This is a genomic window from Rhizobium changzhiense (assembly GCF_013087625.1).
In the GTDB taxonomy this organism is placed as follows: domain Bacteria; phylum Pseudomonadota; class Alphaproteobacteria; order Rhizobiales; family Rhizobiaceae; genus Rhizobium; species Rhizobium sophorae.
Genome location: NZ_JABFCQ010000002.1, coordinates 203,958 through 219,668, shown reverse-complemented (window position 1 = coordinate 219,668; position 15,711 = coordinate 203,958). Strand labels below are relative to the sequence as shown.

The window sequence follows — 15,711 nt, the reverse complement described above, 5'->3', positions numbered from 1 at the left end:
CCTAATTGTAGCCTCGCGCGGTGCGGAAAGCGGTGGCAAGATCCGAACCGCCGTCGAACACGCGCGCCGAGGTCAGCTTAGCGAGGCTGTCGAGCTGGGACTTGTCGGCATCGCCGAATGTGATGCCGAAGATCGGCACATGCGGCTCCATCGCGTTCCATTCGTTCGTGAAGGCCCGGCTTTGATCATCGGACTTGCCGTCGGTCATGATGACGATGGCGGGCAGATAAGTCGAGAGCTTGTCGGTTCGGGCAATCTGCTGCAGAGCCCGTTCGGCGCAGGCATACATATTCGTGCCGCCATTCGCCTTCTGCCGGGAAATTTCGTTCAGCAGCCCTTCCTGCTCGAGCGGATTTCCGCTCGCCATGAAAGTGTTGCGCACGCTGCCGTCGAAGGGAATGACGATGATCTGATCGGCGGGCGACCATTGCACCAGCACCTTGCTCGCTTCGTCGGGCGTCAACAGGAAACGCATCGCCTTCTGCAGCTGGTCCTCGCCGTCACCCTGCATCGAGCCGGAAAAATCGAGGCAGAGCGCGGTCAGCGACGGTTTGCGCAGTGCTGCCTGATAAAGGTTGAGCGCCTGGCGGATGACGCGCGCCTCCGGCATGCGGATCGCCGTCACCAGCCGGGCGGGATCGAAATTCCAGCTTGGCTCCGATTTTGCGGCGACGCCGGTCAGCGGAATGCGCCGGCCGGTATCAGCGATTCGCCGCTGCACCGGGGCCGAGCTCAGATAGGCGAGCAGATCGTTGAAGAAGGTCTGGACTTCTGGCCCGCGGCCATGATCGACGAAACCGATCGGCGAATCCGCCATGGCCACACCATCGGCCGGATAGATCGCGTACAGCGGTTCCTGCGACAGGGCGGCGAGCTTTTCGTTGGTTTCCTTCAGTACCGCCTCGTAATTCCACATCGCGTCATAGACCGTGCCCTTGCCGGCGGATTCGACATAGAGATCGGCTAGCCAGCCGGAAGAGCCGGAAGAGCGCACGACACCTGACAGCAGCGACCGGACGCTCTCCTGGACGTGTCTGTCGTCGAGATCGCCGGGTTCGATCACCGGCTTGTTGCCGAGCGCGCTCGACAGCATGGCAAGATAGGCGCTGGCGCCCGAATTGGATTGCGTCGCCGAGGTCATCAGGAACTTCAGCGATTCGCTCTCGACGGCAGCGAGAATGTCCTTCATGAAGACGTCCTTGCCGATCCAGCCGAGCTGCTGCGCCTTCGACCTGCGCACGCCCAAGACCACCGGCGTCTGGGCGATCGAGGTCAGGCTTTTGACGCGGCGCTTGGTGTCGAACATGTCGACCCACACGCTGGAGGCCGGCCAGACCGCATCCTGCACGACGCCCTGGTCACTCTGCAGCGCCAGGCCGATATCGAGCGTGCCTTCATATTTGAAGGTGCAGGTGGCGTTCTTCTGCTTGCAGAATTCTTCGACGATCGGCTGCAGAACGGTGTTCTCCGATCCCGATACGATCGAGAAATCCGGCCCCTGCCCGAAGGGATTGCAGCCGGCAAGGGGCAGAACGGCAAGAAGTGCCAGGCCTGACAGCAGTGCTCGCATCGTCATCTTGCCGATCACGCCTGGGTCATCGCCTTCTTGAGTTCGCTCGTCATCTGCTCCATCTGCTGCTCGGCGAGCGCCCGCTTCCGGCGCCCCTCCTCCTGAACCTGAAGCACCCCTGATATGGTATCGATCAAATCCCTGTTTGCCTTGGCGAGCGTGTCGATATCGACGATGCCGCGTTGCGACTGCTGCTCGATGGCGATCGCCTGATCCTTCATCATCTCGGATGCCTGGCGGATCATGTCGTTGGTGGCGTCGGTCACCGCCTTCTGCAGGTCGAGCGCCGATTTCTGCCGCGTCAGGCCGAGCAGGATCACCATCTTCTGCTTCCAGGCCGGCACCGTCAGCGCCGAAGTCGCCTGCAGGTTCTCGATCAGCGTTTCGTCGCCCGCCTGAACGATGCGGATCTGCGGCAATTGCTGGATGCCGAGCTGGCGGGCCTGCTGCAGGTAGAACACCCGCTTTTCCAGCCGGTCGAGCGCCTGCAGACTGTCCTGATAGGTCTGCGCCTCCAGCATGCCGCCGCCAGGGCCGGTCGCCGCCGCCTCGGCTTGCGCCTTCAGCCTCGGCAGATCGACGCTGCGAAAACGCTCGGCGAAAGTCTTGCCGGCCTGAACATAGGCCTCGAGCCGCATGATCGATTGCCTGGTTTCCTCATGCAGGTCGTCGAGCAGCGCGATGTCGCGCCTCAGCGTATCCTTGTGACGGTCGAGCTCCAGGCCGATCCGGTCGATCTGGCCGGCCACGTCCTCGAACTCCGCCTTGAAGCGTTCGAGCCGGGCCTTGGCCGAGAGAAACATGCGGCTGAGGAAACCCTTATCCTTCAACGATGCCGGATCGAGGCTCTTCGATTTGAGGATGATGTCGGTCAGCAGGCGGCCGACATCGCCGAGGTCCTTGTTGCGGACTTCGCGCAGGATCCTGTCGGCATAATCACTGACCGCCTGCTGGGCGCGGTCGCCATAGACCGAGATGCCGGCGCGGTCGGTGATATCGATGCTATCGGAAATGCGGGCAATTTCCGCCGGATCGGCGACAACAACCGGCAGAGCGGCATTCTGAACAGTCGCGAGATCGGTATCGGCCATCGGTAGGGCTTTCCAGGCTTGCGGGCATAATCGTCTGGAAGCCCATCTTCGCAATAAACAGGCCCCATCGCAATGGACTGGCCGCTAGGATCGCACCGACCCGAAAAACAGGACGACAGAAGGCGACTCAATCATCGCTGGTCGCCGCACCATAGTGAACTTTATGATACAGTTTTATGACAGTCGAAAAACCCGTGCGCCTATTTGCAAACCTCGGCCTTGCGGTCAAGCAGTTCCAGCTTGGCGAGCTTGCCGGTCAGGACGAAATCGCCGTAATCCATCGTCAGGTCGCGGGTAATGCCGTTCTCGTAGAGCTTGAAGGACATGCGGTAGACTGGCAAAGCATCCGATTTCGCACTCTCGTTGAAATAGGCGATCGTCACCGGCCAGAAGGCCGTCTTGGAGAAGGCGCCGGCGTTGCCGGCATCGGCTTCCTCGACGAGTGGCGTCTCCTGCTTGCCGACGATCGTCGTCGTCGCCAGCGACTTGTCGCCGTCATCCGAACCGTCGAAGACACGCGCCTCGAAGAAGCGCTTGCCGTCCTTGGCGTGCTGGATCACATCGAGCATATGTTCCGTGGGAAAACGGCTTTCAGCAAGCTGCAGTTCGCGGCTCGCCGGCTGCTTGAGATCGACCTTGACGCCATCAGGCTGGTCCTGCGCCGCACCGTTGACCTCTTTATCGAGCTGCTCGTCGGTGAAGGATTTGGTGTCGAAGGTGAACTTGCCGTCCTTCAGGTTCTCGAATGTCTTCGTCTGCTGATCGCTGACACGCACGCTGTCGCCGGTGTCGATCTGCGTCACGAAGCGGAAGCTGGTGGTAAAGCCCTGGCAATAGCTGCCGTCGAACTCATAGACCATGCGACCGTACATGGCGGCGATGCCGGAGCGGTCCGAGGCGTCCTTCAGTTCCAGATCGTAGACCGCGCGATGGGCGACGAGGCCGGTCGCGATCGCAGCGCTTACCGCGGGCGCACCCGCCCATGCATTGGCGGAAACGCTGGCGAAAAGCAGAGCGACAAGACCTGATCGGAACATTTATTAACTCCTGTTGGACTCGGTCGCGATGTTATAAGAACGCTTTCGGCCAAATCGAGGCTCGAACCTGTCATATTAAAGATTCTAGTCTTGATGCATAATTTTTGAAGAATTGACAACAAAAGCGGAGACGAAAATGTCCGATGAAATTGCAGCGCGCCTGACTGAGATGGGGATAACCCTGCCCGAAGCCGCAGCACCGGCTGCAAATTACGTTCCCTATGTCATCAGCGGCAATCTTCTCTACATCTCCGGCCAGCTGCCGCTCGAAGGCGGCAAGGTCACTGTCTCGGGCCATCTCGGCAAGACCGTCGACGTTGCAACGGGCCAGCGCGGCGCCGAACTCTGCGCCATCAACATCCTTGCCCAGGCGAAGGCGGCCCTTGGCGGCAATCTCGGTCGCATCCAGCGCGTCATCAAGCTGAATGGCTTCGTCGCCTCGGCGCCCGACTTCGTCGAGCAGCATCTTGTCATCAATGGCGCTTCGAACCTGATTGCCGGCGTGCTTGGCGAAGCCGGCAAACATGCGCGTGCCGCTGTCGGCATGGCGGCCCTGCCGCTGAATGCCGCCGTCGAGATCGATGCTATCATGGAAATCGCAGAATGACCAATGCTGCCTGGATCAGGGACCTGCCGATCGCCCATCGCGGCTATCACGATCTCAACACGCATGTCTGGGAAAACACGCTTTCGGCCTTCTCGCGCGCCGTCGAAGCAGGCTTTGCGATCGAATGCGACCTGCATTACGCCTCCGACGGCGTGCCGGTCATCTTTCACGACGAGGATCTGCAGCGCCTGTGCAATCTCAACGGCGATATCCGCGAGCGCACCTCCCGGGAACTCGGACTGATCGCCGTTGGCGGCACGAGCGACAAGGTGCCGACGCTGCGCCAGCTCCTCGATCTCGTCAAAGGCAAGGTGCCGCTGGTGCTGGAGCTGAAGGGCCGCGAGGCCGATGACGAAGGTTTCGCCGAAGCCGTGCTGGAAGTCCTCGAAGGTTATGAGGGCAAGGTGGCGCTGATGAGCTTCGACCACTGGCTGCTGCGCGATCTGAAGGCGCTTGGCTCACCCTACCCGCTTGGGCTGACCGCCAACGGCAATACGCCGGAAGAGTTCAAAACGCATGCGAAGGCGATGGAGATCAGTCTCGATTTCATCTCCTATTATTATGACGACCTGCCGAATGCCTTCATCACAGGCGAACGCGAAAAGGGCATTCCCGTCATCACCTGGACGGTGCGTGACGAAGAGGCGCGCCGGCGCACATTCGCCAATGCAGACCAGATGACCTTCGAAGGCTTCGATCCGCGTGTGACTGCTTGACGCTCGCTTTTTGGCCAAGATCATGCGCAGACTGAAGCAGAGCCGAGACCATCCCCCAAAGGCTTCGCATTTGCTCCATGACTGATGAACTATCCATTCGCGTAGAACGCTCCTTCACCGCGATTTCCTCGGAGAGCTGGTCCAGGCTTTCCGGGGCATCGAAGACTTGCGGCACGCTTGCCTACAACCCCTTCGTTTCGCACGCTTTTTTATCGTCGCTGGAGGAATCCGGCTCGGCCGATGCCCATACCGGCTGGCTTGGCCACCACCTGCTGCTCGAAACCCATCGCGGCGAACTGGTCGGCGCCCTGCCCGGCTACCTCAAGAACCACAGCCAGGGCGAATATGTCTTCGATCATGGCTGGGCCGACGCCTTCGAGCGGGCCGGCGGGCGTTATTATCCCAAACTTCAGTGCTCGATCCCGTTCACCCCGGCGACAGGCCCGCGTCTTCTTGTCGCCGAGGGGCTACAGCGGCTGCCGATCCAGAGCGCGATCGCCGAAAGCCTGAAGGAGGTGGTGCGCCGGCTCGGCATCTCTTCGGCCCATATCACCTTCGTGCCGGACGAAGAGATCGGCGTCTTCGAGATGGACGGCTATCTGCACCGCACCGACCAGCAGTTCCATTTCATCAATGATGGCTATGCCAATCACGAGGATTTTCTCGAAACGCTTGCCTCCCGCAAACGCAAGGCATTGCGCAAGGAGCGCCGCGCCGCACTCGAAAACGGCATCAGCATCGACTGGCTGACCGGCCGGGACCTGACGGAACGCATCTGGGACCAGTTCTTCAAGTTTTACATGGATACCGGCGGCCGCAAATGGGGGCGCCCCTACCTCACCCGTAAGTTCTATTCGTTGATCGGCGAACGCATGGCCGACGATATCCTGCTCGTCATGGCCAAGCGCGACGGGCGCTATATCGCCGGCGCGATTAACTTCATCGGCGGCGATACGCTCTACGGTCGTCACTGGGGCTGCATCGAGGAGCATCCCTTCCTGCATTTCGAGGTCTGCTATCATCAAGCGATCGACTTCGCCCTGTCGAAAGGGTTGAAACGGGTCGAGGCCGGAGCGCAAGGCGAACACAAGCTCGCCCGCGGCTATCTGCCGGTGACGACGCATTCCGCCCATTATGTCGCGCATGCCGGCCTTCGCCGGGCGATCGGCGACTATCTCGCCCGCGAGCGCGCCGATGTCGAACAGATGAGCGAGTTGCTGACCGAGCACAGCCCTTTCCGCAAGGGCGAACGTCAGCAGGAGGATTGACGCCACCGCACCGGCCGCGTTACCCGATCAACGCATAATTCCCTGAATCGAAATCGATTTAGGGATAAAATTATGCAGTAATTCAACGTGCTACAGCGTCCCTTGTGCGTTTGAAATGACGCACGCCCTGTGAAAAACGAGGAGATTTCGCGATGACCAGCCCGGCCGCTTACGACGACAACAACATCTTCGCCAAGGTCCTCCGCGGCGAAATCCCCTCGCACCGGGTTTACGAGGACGAGCATACCGTGGCCATCATGGATGTGATGCCGCAGGCGCCGGGCCACGTTCTCGTCCTTCCGAAGGCGGCGTCGCGCAATATCCTCGATGCCGATCCAGCCGCTCTTACCCATGCGATCACCGTCGTCCAGAAGATCGCCAATGCCCTGAAGGACGTCTTCGACGCCGATGGCGTGTTCATCGCCCAGTTCAACGAGCCGGCCGCCGGTCAAACGGTGTTCCATCTGCATTTCCACGTCATCCCGCGGCATGAAGGCGTGGCGCTGAAGCCGCATTCCGGCAAGATGGAGGACGGCGCCGTGCTTGCCGGCAATGCCGAAAAGATCAAGGCAGCGCTGGCGTAAGGTCGGCCCAGCCGATATCACCCGAGGGCGGCCCCACGACTGGTACTCCCTCCTTGTTGAACGGCGATTTTCTGGATATATTACCGGAGATAAGCTGAAGGTGCATCGTGACCAGTTCGCAAAAACGTGCCATTCAAAATTATCGATCCCGCCTCGGCGAGCGTGGCATGGCGCGTTTTGAGGTGATCGCGCTCGACAGCGACCGCGATCTTATCCGATCCCTTGCACGACGCCTTGCAGAAGAAGGCCCGGATGCCTCACGTTTGCGTGCGGTCGTCAGCCAATCGATTGCCGGCGAGCCTGCTCCGAAGGGCGGCATCCTGGCCGCGCTCCGCCGCTCTCCCATGGTCGGCGCAGATCTCGACCTTACGCGCCCTCGTGAGGAAGGGCGCAAAGTCGGTCCTTGATGCGTTATCTGCTGGACACGAACATTCTCAGCAATGTCACCAAGCCGGCGCCATCGGAGGCCCTGCTGGCCTGGATGGCCGCTCGGATCGACACAGACCTCTTCATTTCCTCCCTTACCGTCGCAGAGATCCGACGCGGCGTTCTCGAGAAGCCTGCCGGCAAGAAGCGCGATCAGTTGGAGGCGTGGTTTTCAGGGCCGGAGGGTCCGCATGCCCTATTTGCCGATCGTATCCTCGCATTCGACGAGAAGGCCGGTCTGATCTGGGCACGGTTGATGGCCGATGGAAGGACCAGAGGCCGACCACGCAGCGGCCTCGACATGATCATCGCGGCTGTCGCCGAGGCCAACGGATGCATTGTCGTCACGGATAACGAGAAAGATTTCGACGGGATCGATATCGTCAATCCGCTGCGATATCCTTCATGACCGGTATCCCCTATCCCATCGTTCCCGTTGACGCTCTTCTCGACTGAATTTCTTTCGCACCTCTGAATGGACAAGATCATGATCCGCCACACTGTCGCATTCCGCCTGAAGCACGAACATGGCTCGGCCGAAGAAACGTCGTTCCTCGCTGGCGCGCTGGTGCTTGCCAATATCCCGAGCGTGCGGAATTTCGAGCAACTTCGGCAGACAAGCCGGAAAAACGATTTCACCTTCGGCTTCTCAATGGAGTTCGACGATCAGGCTGGCTATGACACGTACAACCTTCATCCCCTGCATGTCGCCTTCGTGCGCGACCGCTGGGTGCCCGAGGTCGCCGATTTTCTCGAGATCGACTACACCAAGCTCTGAAAGGGCCCATGTAGATCCGGAAACGAAAAAGGCCGCTGAGAACGCGGCCTTTTCCAATTCGGTGACGGTATCTTACTTCTTGCGTGGAACCTTCGGAACCGCGCTTCCCTTCTTCGGGGCGTCGCGGACCTCAGGCTCGGCCTGCGGCACCGCCTTGGCGCGGGTCTTGCGGGCTGCCTTGGTCTTCAGCTCGCCGTCATACCCATCATCGCCTTCGGGATGCACGACCTCGGCTTCGGGCTTCGGCTTGATCGGCGCCGTTTCCGAAATAGCTTCGAGCACGATGCCGGGTTTGCCGTCTTCCTTCGGGCCGACGGTGACGTTGACGACGCCGCCCTTCTTCAGCTTGCCGAAGAGGATTTCGTTGGCGAGCGGCTTCTTGATCGTATCCTGAATGACGCGAGCAAGCGGGCGGGCGCCCATCTTCTCGTCGTAACCCTTTTCCGCCAGCCAGGCGATCGCGTCCTCATGCAGGTCGAAGGTGACGTTCCTTTCGGAAAGCTGCGCCTCCAGCTGCATGATGAACTTCTGCACGACCTTGTGGATAACAGCCGTCGGCAGCGCCGCGAAAGGAATGATCGCGTCGAGACGGTTGCGGAATTCCGGCGTGAAGAGACGGGTCAGTGCCTCTTCGTCCTCGCCGGTGCGCTTGGACGAGCCGAAGCCGATCGCCGCCTTGGCCATTTCCGACGCACCCGCATTGGTCGTCATGATCAGGATGACGTTGCGGAAGTCGATCTTCTTGCCGTTATGGTCGGTCAGCGTGCCGTGGTCCATGACCTGCAAGAGGATATTGTAGATGTCGGGATGCGCCTTCTCGATTTCGTCGAGCAGGACCACGCAATGCGGATGCTGATCGACGCCATCGGTCAGAAGGCCGCCCTGGTCGAAGCCGACATAGCCGGGAGGTGCGCCGAGCAGACGCGAAACCGTGTGCCGCTCCATATATTCCGACATGTCGAAGCGCAGCAGTTCGACGCCGAGCGACGATGCCAGCTGCTTTGCCACCTCGGTCTTGCCGACGCCGGTCGGACCGGAGAAGACATAGGCGCCGATCGGCTTGTTCGGCTCGCGAAGACCGGCACGCGCCAGCTTGATCGAGGTCGAAAGGGCTTCGATCGCGATATCCTGGCCGTAGACCACCGAACGCAGTTCCTGCTCGAGATTGGCGAGCACGGCTTCGTCGTCCTTGGAGACGGTCTTCGGCGGAATGCGCGCCATCGTGGCGACCGTCGCCTCGATCTCCTTTTCGGTGATCAGCTTGCGGCGCTTCGACGGCGGCAGCAGCATCTGGGCCGCACCGGTTTCGTCGATCACGTCGATCGCCTTGTCGGGCAGCTTGCGGTCGGAGATGTAGCGGGCCGACAATTCGACGGCCGACTTGATGGCGTCGTTCGAATAACGCAGGTGGTGATACTCTTCGAAATAAGGCTTCAGGCCCTTCATGATCTCGATGGCATCATCGATCGACGGCTCGCTGACGTCGATCTTCTGGAAACGACGGACCAGCGCCCGGTCCTTCTCGAAGAACTGGCGGTATTCCTTGTAGGTGGTCGAACCGATGCAGCGAATCGCACCCGATGACAGGGCCGGCTTCAGGAGGTTCGATGCATCCATCGCGCCGCCCGAGGTGGCGCCGGCGCCGATCACCGTGTGGATCTCGTCGATGAAGAGCACGGCGCCCGGATATTCTTCCAGTTCCTTGACGACCTGCTTCAGGCGCTCCTCGAAATCGCCGCGGTAGCGCGTGCCGGCGAGCAGCGTGCCCATGTCGAGCGAGAAGATCGTCGCATCGGCGAGCGCTTCGGGAACCTTGCCTTCGACGATGCGCTTGGCAAGGCCTTCGGCGATCGCCGTCTTGCCGACGCCGGGATCGCCGACATAGAGCGGATTGTTCTTCGAACGGCGGCACAGGATCTGGATCGTGCGGCTGACCTCGGCGTGACGGCCGATCAGCGGATCGATCTTGCCGCCCTTGGCCTTCTCGTTGAGATTGACGCAATAGGCCTTGAGCGCATCCTGCTGCTTCTTCGAGCCGCCCTCTTCCTCGCCGCCGCGCGCCGTCGGCTTGCTGCTTTCGGCTTCGTCCTCGGCGCCGCGCGGGGGACGCACATCCGAAGCGCCCGGCCGCTTGCCGATGCCGTGGGAGATATAGTTGACGGCATCGTAGCGGGTCATCTCCTGCTCCTGCAGGAAATAGGCGGCATGGCTTTCGCGCTCGGCGAAGATGGCGACGAGCACGTTGGCGCCGGTCACCTCCTCGCGGCCGGACGATTGCACGTGGATGACGGCACGCTGGATGACGCGCTGGAAGCCGGAGGTCGGCTTCGAATCCTCGTCATAACCAGTGATCAGGTTGGAAAGTTCGTTATCGACATATTCGACGAGCGTCTTGCGCAACGCGTCGAGATCGACATTGCAGGCACCCATGACCGCGGCCGCATCGGCATCGTCGATCAGGGCGAGCAGCAGATGCTCGAGCGTCGCATATTCGTGGTGCCGCTCGTTGGCAAAGGTCAGTGCCTGATGGAGCGCCTTCTCTAAACTAGGCGAAAATGTTGGCACGTTCAGATCCTCACTTCTTTTCCATGACGCATTGCAGCGGATGCTGGTGTTGCCGGGCGAAGTCCATCACCTGGCTGACCTTCGTTTCCGCTACCTCGTATGTGAATATTCCGCATTCGCCGACGCCGTGGTTATGGACATGGAGCATGATGCGGGTGGCACTTTCACGATCCTTCTGAAAAAAACGCTCCAGAATATGGATGACGAATTCCATGGGAGTGTAGTCGTCATTCAAAAGCAGCACGCGATAGAGGTTGGGCTTCTTGGTCTTCGGCTTGGTGCGTGTGATGACCGAGGTTCGATTTGCGTTGTCCCCGTTCCTTTCGCTGTCGTTCTGCATCCGGATCGGCTTTGCGATCATTGTCATTCATTCCTCAAGCAATCCGGCGGAGCATGGGAGGGTGCTTTTCCCGCCGAATATCTGAAACACTAACTTAGTTCATAATAGGCTGATTTTAAGCCCCCTGTCAGACACTGCAATCAAGAAATGGCCGGCATGCACGGGAAAGACCAAAAAAGTCCCCAAAGCATGTCGCGCAACACCGTGCAGCGGTTTTGCGGTAACGACATGCGTAAAAACAAAGACCTAAAGCGCGAAGAGCGAATCTGAAAGATTGCGACGCGCTTTAGCCGATCCCATGCGGGCGCTGCAGCGAAAGCGGAAACGAAAAGACCGGCCACAGATGCGTAGCCGGTCCTCGTTTTTCAATATGTAGCGCAGGTTGCGCCGCCAAAATCAGCTCATGCGGCAGCAGGCGTTGCCGGCGACACTGACTTCGGGGTCTTGCCGACCGCAGCGGCGATCGGAGCCTCATAGGGCTTGTAGGCTGATTTGGCGAGATCGGCATACATCTCACTGAGCTTCGTCGTCTCGGAGACAAAGCCTTCAAAATACGCCTTGACGTAGTTCGTCTGCAGCTCGAAAGCGGCCTCGAAGCTCTTGACGCCGGCCAGCGTTTCGAAATGCGTCACCGCGTCCTGAAAGGATTTCTTCGAATATTCAGTGGCTTCTGCGGCGATCGCCTGAAAGCCCTTGGTCGTGTCGGAATAGGTTTTCAGGGCCGTGTCGACGGCTTCCTTGCTCTTCTTGTTGGCGTCGTCAAAGTTGAACATGAGCCATCCTCCGTTGGGCTGTTGGTGGCGGCAGGGTAGCTGCAATGCACAAATAGTCAAGTAGTCTTGTGCGTTGCAAAACATCCAATAGTTGCATTACAATAATATAACAAAGCCCGCGCGCCGGGGCACGTACGTCTTTAACTGATTTTGCTGAAATATATCAGAATGCCGCAACCAGAAGTTTTGAATAAATTCTCGTTCCGAATCGAAAAAACGAAAAAAGGACCGAACGGATCACGCCGTTCGGTCCTTTTTGAAGCTTTCGAGCGCGATCAGAGATCGACGTCGAGGATCGCCATCGAAAAGTTGTAGGAGCGGTCGCCGTCCTCGTCATCGATATAGACGACACCCAGAAATTCTTCGCCGAGATAGACTTCCGCAGAATCATCCTTGCGCGGACGCGCCTTGACGATCATCTGCGGATTGAACATGCGCTTGAAATAGGCGTCGAGCTTCTTGATTTCTTCTGGCTTCACTCTGTCATCTCCGTAAGCGGTCTTGATTGGCCGCTTCTTGCACAGGAAATGCAGCGGTGTAAAGGCAAGGTTGCCGTTTGCTCATGGCCCTCCCCGCTTGGATCCCGCCGACTTTTCCTATCCTTGTTTCCAAACGGCGCTCAGATATCGGCGCCGATCACCTGGTCCATGTTACGCGACGGCTCCGAACAACCGGCCTCGCCGACGACCTTGGCCGGCACGCCCGCCACCGTCTTCTTGGGCGGCACCGCCTTCAACACGACGGAGCCGGCGGCGACGCGTGAGCAGTAGCCGATCTCGATATTGCCGAGGATCTTGGCGCCGGCGCCGATCATGACGCCGGAGCCGATCTTCGGATGGCGGTCAGCGCCCTCCTTGCCGGTGCCGCCGAGTGTGACGCCGTGCAGGATCGAGACGTTGTCGCCGATGACGGCCGTCTCGCCGACGACGAGACCGGTGGCGTGATCGAGGAAGATGCCCTTGCCGATACGGGCGGCCGGATTGATGTCGGTCTGGAAGACGCTGGAGGAGCGGCTCTGCAGATAGAGGGCAAAATCACGCCGGCCGCGGTTCAGCAGCCAATGGGCGAGACGATGCGTCTGCAGCGCATGGAAACCCTTGAAATAAAGCACCGCCTCCATGAAACGCAGGCAGGCGGGGTCGCGATCGTAGATCGCTTGGATATCGACGCGCAGGATGGAGCTCCAGTCAGGCCAGTCGAGGAGCATTTCCTCGAAGGTCTGGCGAAGCAGGTTCGCCTGCATGTCGGGGTGATCGAGACGTTCGCAGATGCGGTGAATGACGCATTCCTCGAGCGAATGGTAGTTGATCACCGTCGAATAGAGGAAGGCGGCGAGAACCGGGTCCCGTTCGGCGGCGAGCCGGGCTTCCTCGCGCAGGCTGTCCCAGATGGGATCCATCACTTTCAGAGGATGGCCTGTGTCAAAAGCACGGATGTCAGTCTTTGCGACCATCGCCGCTCTCCTCGCTGCCAGCAGGAATGCCGTTTTCGGAATGCCAATATATAGAGGAAAACGCCAATAACATAAATGGGTGCCGTCGCCATGGTTTTTTAGCACGGTTTTTCGGCATCACGATGTTGTCAGCGATGGGCGACCCTTGCATAGAAGGCCAGCACCGCCTGCTTGAAAACCCTGTCGCCGACGGCGAGCATATGATCGCGGCCCGGAATATCGAGCGCTTCGGCATTTTGCATCAGCGCCGCCAATTCCTGCGGCGAGCCGGCGATATCATCCTTGGTGCCGACGCCGATCAGCGTCGGCATGTCTAGCTTGGCCATGTCGGAGCGAGCGACGAGATCGCGCGAGCCGCGGATGCAATCAGCAAGAGCGACCCGGTCGCTCTTCGTCTGCTCGGCGAAGGCGCGGAACATACGGCCGCGGGCGTGCGTCACTTCGTCGAGCGAGGAGGCCAGCAGCGCATCGGCGATCGGGTCCCAGTCGCCGACGCCATCGGTCATGCCGATGCCGAGGCCGCCGAGAACCAGCGAACGGACGCGATGCGGATTGGCAAGTGCGGCAAAGACGGAAATGCGCGCGCCCATCGAATAGCCCATGACATTGGCTTCCGGAATGCCGAGATGGTCGAGCAGCGCGATCGCGTCACCGGCCATGACCCAGGGACGATAGGCTTCGGCATCATGCGGTTTGTCGCTGGCGCCGTGGCCGCGATTGTCGATGGCGATCACCCGGTAGCCGGCATCGCCGAGCGTCTTCAGCCAGCCCGGATGCACCCAGTTGACGTTTGCGGTCGAGGCAAAGCCGTGGATCAACAATACGGGCACACCGGCCGGATCGCCCTCATCGAAGAAGGCGAGCTGCAGTCCGTCATGGGTGAAGCTCGAAAATGTGGGCGTATTCAGGTTCATCGGGCCTTCCTTTTTGGCGCGACCATAGTCGAGCGGCCTTTCATCGTGAAGCCAAAAACTGTGCCTGGTGCGGCGGTTTGGCTCTACACATTTGCGGCGAAGGCTTATAAGGTTCGCGCACATTTCAAAGCATTCGGAGAGCGACATGGCCGGCCACAACATTCCTCACTTCCAGAACGACGGCGGTCACCGCGTTATCGAAGTCGGCGTCAAGGAATTCATGTGCACCGGCGCTTCGGCTCCCTTCGATCATCCGCATATCTTCATCGACATGGGCGACGACAACGAGAAGGTCTGTTCCTACTGCTCGACGCTCTATCGCTTCAATTCCGCGCTCAAGCCGAGCCAGACCAATCCGGCCGGTTGCGTTTTCCACGTGAAGGCGGCGTAACCCGTCCAGATCCGGATCGGACGGATAATGCCGGTCGAACATGCCGCCATCATCGGCGCCGGGATATCGGGGCTGAGCGCTGCCCTTGCGCTTTCGCGCCGGGGTATCAGCTCGGAGATTTTCGAACAAGCGGGCGAACTCATCGACATCGGCGCCGGATTGCAGGTTTCGCCGAACGCCTCCCGCATCCTTGCCGAACTCGGTATCCTTGACGGGCTGTCAAAGGTCTGGCTCGAGCCGGACGCGATCCGGCTGATATCGGGCGGATCGCTCCGCCAACTCGCGGCGGTGCCGGCCGGCAAATTCGCGCGAGAACGCTGGGGCGCTCCCTATGGCGTCCTCCACCGCACCACATTGCAGAAAGCGCTTTTGGATGCGGTTGCGGCCGATCCGCTCTGCCGGCTTCACCTTGGCGTGCGGATAGATTCGACCCTACCGCCTTTCGAGCGGACGGCCGATGTTGTGATCGGCGCTGACGGCGTCTGGTCGAAGCTCCGGCAATTCGTTCCGAGCAGCCCATCGCCGCGCTTTTCCGGCAATATCGCCTACCGTTTTACGATTGCCGAAACTGAGGCGCCGGGTTTCCTCGACCGGGCAAGCGTTTCAGCTTTTCTCGGCGGTTCGGCGCACCTCGTATGCTATCCGCTGAGAGAGACCGGCAGCTTCAACATGGTGGCGATCACCGCCGGCAATTTCGCGCCGCAGGCCTGGCAAAGCGAGGCGACGGAAGAACAGCGGGCGCAGCTGCGGGGGCGCCTTTCCGGCTGGAACGCCGCGATCGTCTCGCTGCTCGAAAAACCCCGGAAGCTGACGTTCTGGCCACTGTTCGAAACCACCGCGGGTTCCTGGCAGGACGGCCGTAAGACTGTTCTGATCGGCGACGCCGCGCATGCGATGATGCCGTTTGCCGGCCAGGGAGCAGCCATGGCAATCGAAGACGCCTACGAACTGGCGGCGTTTCTTTCGAACCGTCCCGTGGCGGAAGCGCTATCGCGCTTCGAAAAACACCGGGCGCCACGCATTGCGAGGCTACGCCAGCGCGGCGCCTTCAACCGATTCGCCTATCATGCGAAAGGGCCGATCCGGATCGGCCGCGATCTCGTGCTCGGCCTCAAGCCGCCGCTAAGCCTGGCGGCAGATCTCGACTGGATCTACGGCTATTGGGCTGTCCATCTGCCGTAAGGCGCCGCCATCGGCG

18 protein-coding genes are annotated in these 15,711 nt (G+C 60.2%); 9 read left to right on the top strand and 9 right to left on the bottom strand.

The window, feature by feature from the left end:
* Position 1 precedes the first annotated feature (1 nt).
* From G9X68_RS10500 to G9X68_RS10490, 3 genes are all read right to left on the bottom strand, one after another.
* Positions 2–1,570, bottom strand: coding sequence for a substrate-binding domain-containing protein (locus tag G9X68_RS10500; protein WP_171603045.1), 1,569 nt, complete (start codon positions 1,568–1,570; stop codon positions 2–4).
* Between the two features lie 14 nt (positions 1,571–1,584).
* Positions 1,585–2,661, bottom strand: coding sequence for a toxic anion resistance protein (locus G9X68_RS10495; protein WP_171602326.1), 1,077 nt, complete (start codon positions 2,659–2,661; stop codon positions 1,585–1,587).
* 200 nt (positions 2,662–2,861) lie between these two features.
* Positions 2,862–3,698, bottom strand: coding sequence for a cell envelope integrity EipB family protein (locus G9X68_RS10490; protein WP_171602325.1), 837 nt, complete (start codon positions 3,696–3,698; stop codon positions 2,862–2,864).
* Positions 3,699–3,834: 136 nt separating this feature from the next.
* Between G9X68_RS10490 and G9X68_RS10485 the strand changes: the two genes are divergently transcribed.
* From G9X68_RS10485 to G9X68_RS10455, 7 genes are all read left to right on the top strand, one after another.
* Positions 3,835–4,305, top strand: a complete 471-nt coding sequence (locus G9X68_RS10485; RefSeq protein ID WP_171602324.1) for a RidA family protein — start codon at positions 3,835–3,837, stop codon at positions 4,303–4,305.
* A complete protein-coding gene (locus G9X68_RS10480) occupies positions 4,302–5,021 on the top strand; it encodes a glycerophosphodiester phosphodiesterase (protein WP_171602323.1) in 720 nt (239 codons plus the stop codon). The genes G9X68_RS10485 and G9X68_RS10480 overlap by 4 nt, the downstream gene beginning before the upstream one ends.
* A gap of 77 nt (positions 5,022–5,098) precedes the next feature.
* Entirely contained in the window at positions 5,099–6,289 is a 1,191-nt protein-coding gene (locus G9X68_RS10475; protein WP_171602322.1) for a GNAT family N-acetyltransferase, read from the top strand.
* 152 nt (positions 6,290–6,441) lie between these two features.
* Positions 6,442–6,873 carry an HIT family protein gene (locus G9X68_RS10470; RefSeq protein WP_171602321.1) on the top strand — a complete coding sequence of 144 codons (432 nt, stop codon included), beginning with the start codon at positions 6,442–6,444 and terminating at the stop codon, positions 6,871–6,873.
* Between the two features lie 167 nt (positions 6,874–7,040).
* On the top strand, positions 7,041–7,280 hold the full coding sequence (locus tag G9X68_RS10465) for a hypothetical protein (protein ID WP_206679714.1): 240 nt from the start codon (positions 7,041–7,043) through the stop codon (positions 7,278–7,280).
* Complete coding sequence (locus G9X68_RS10460; RefSeq protein ID WP_171602319.1) at positions 7,280–7,708, top strand: PIN domain-containing protein; 429 nt, start codon at positions 7,280–7,282, stop codon at positions 7,706–7,708. Before G9X68_RS10465 ends, G9X68_RS10460 begins: the two co-directional genes overlap by 1 nt.
* A 78-nt stretch (positions 7,709–7,786) precedes the next feature.
* Positions 7,787–8,077, top strand: coding sequence for a Dabb family protein (locus G9X68_RS10455; protein WP_171602318.1), 291 nt, complete (start codon positions 7,787–7,789; stop codon positions 8,075–8,077).
* Positions 8,078–8,149: 72 nt separating this feature from the next.
* Here the strand turns inward: G9X68_RS10455 and clpA are convergent, their stop codons facing one another.
* The 6 genes from clpA to G9X68_RS10425 form a co-directional block, all read right to left on the bottom strand.
* Entirely contained in the window at positions 8,150–10,642 is a 2,493-nt protein-coding gene (gene clpA, locus G9X68_RS10450) for an ATP-dependent Clp protease ATP-binding subunit ClpA (RefSeq protein WP_171602317.1), read from the bottom strand.
* Positions 10,643–10,652: 10 nt separating this feature from the next.
* Positions 10,653–11,003: an ATP-dependent Clp protease adapter ClpS gene (gene clpS, locus G9X68_RS10445; RefSeq protein ID WP_017988219.1), complete on the bottom strand. Its 351-nt coding sequence runs from the start codon at positions 11,001–11,003 to the stop codon at positions 10,653–10,655.
* 380 nt (positions 11,004–11,383) lie between these two features.
* On the bottom strand, positions 11,384–11,755 hold the full coding sequence (locus G9X68_RS10440; protein ID WP_171602316.1) for a phasin family protein: 372 nt from the start codon (positions 11,753–11,755) through the stop codon (positions 11,384–11,386).
* A 275-nt stretch (positions 11,756–12,030) separates the two neighbouring features.
* Entirely contained in the window at positions 12,031–12,234 is a 204-nt protein-coding gene (locus G9X68_RS32170) for a DUF3126 family protein (RefSeq protein ID WP_003539277.1), read from the bottom strand.
* Between the two features lie 140 nt (positions 12,235–12,374).
* On the bottom strand, positions 12,375–13,208 hold the full coding sequence (cysE, locus tag G9X68_RS10430; protein WP_003539276.1) for a serine O-acetyltransferase: 834 nt from the start codon (positions 13,206–13,208) through the stop codon (positions 12,375–12,377).
* 128 nt (positions 13,209–13,336) lie between these two features.
* On the bottom strand, positions 13,337–14,122 hold the full coding sequence (locus G9X68_RS10425) for an alpha/beta fold hydrolase (RefSeq protein WP_171602315.1): 786 nt from the start codon (positions 14,120–14,122) through the stop codon (positions 13,337–13,339).
* Between the two features lie 145 nt (positions 14,123–14,267).
* Here G9X68_RS10425 and G9X68_RS10420 point away from each other — a divergent pair, with 145 nt between their 5' ends.
* A complete protein-coding gene (locus tag G9X68_RS10420) occupies positions 14,268–14,513 on the top strand; it encodes a zinc-finger domain-containing protein (RefSeq protein ID WP_003539274.1) in 246 nt (81 codons plus the stop codon).
* A gap of 27 nt (positions 14,514–14,540) precedes the next feature.
* Complete coding sequence (locus G9X68_RS10415; protein WP_171602314.1) at positions 14,541–15,695, top strand: FAD-dependent monooxygenase; 1,155 nt, start codon at positions 14,541–14,543, stop codon at positions 15,693–15,695.
* Positions 15,696–15,711 lie beyond the last annotated feature (16 nt).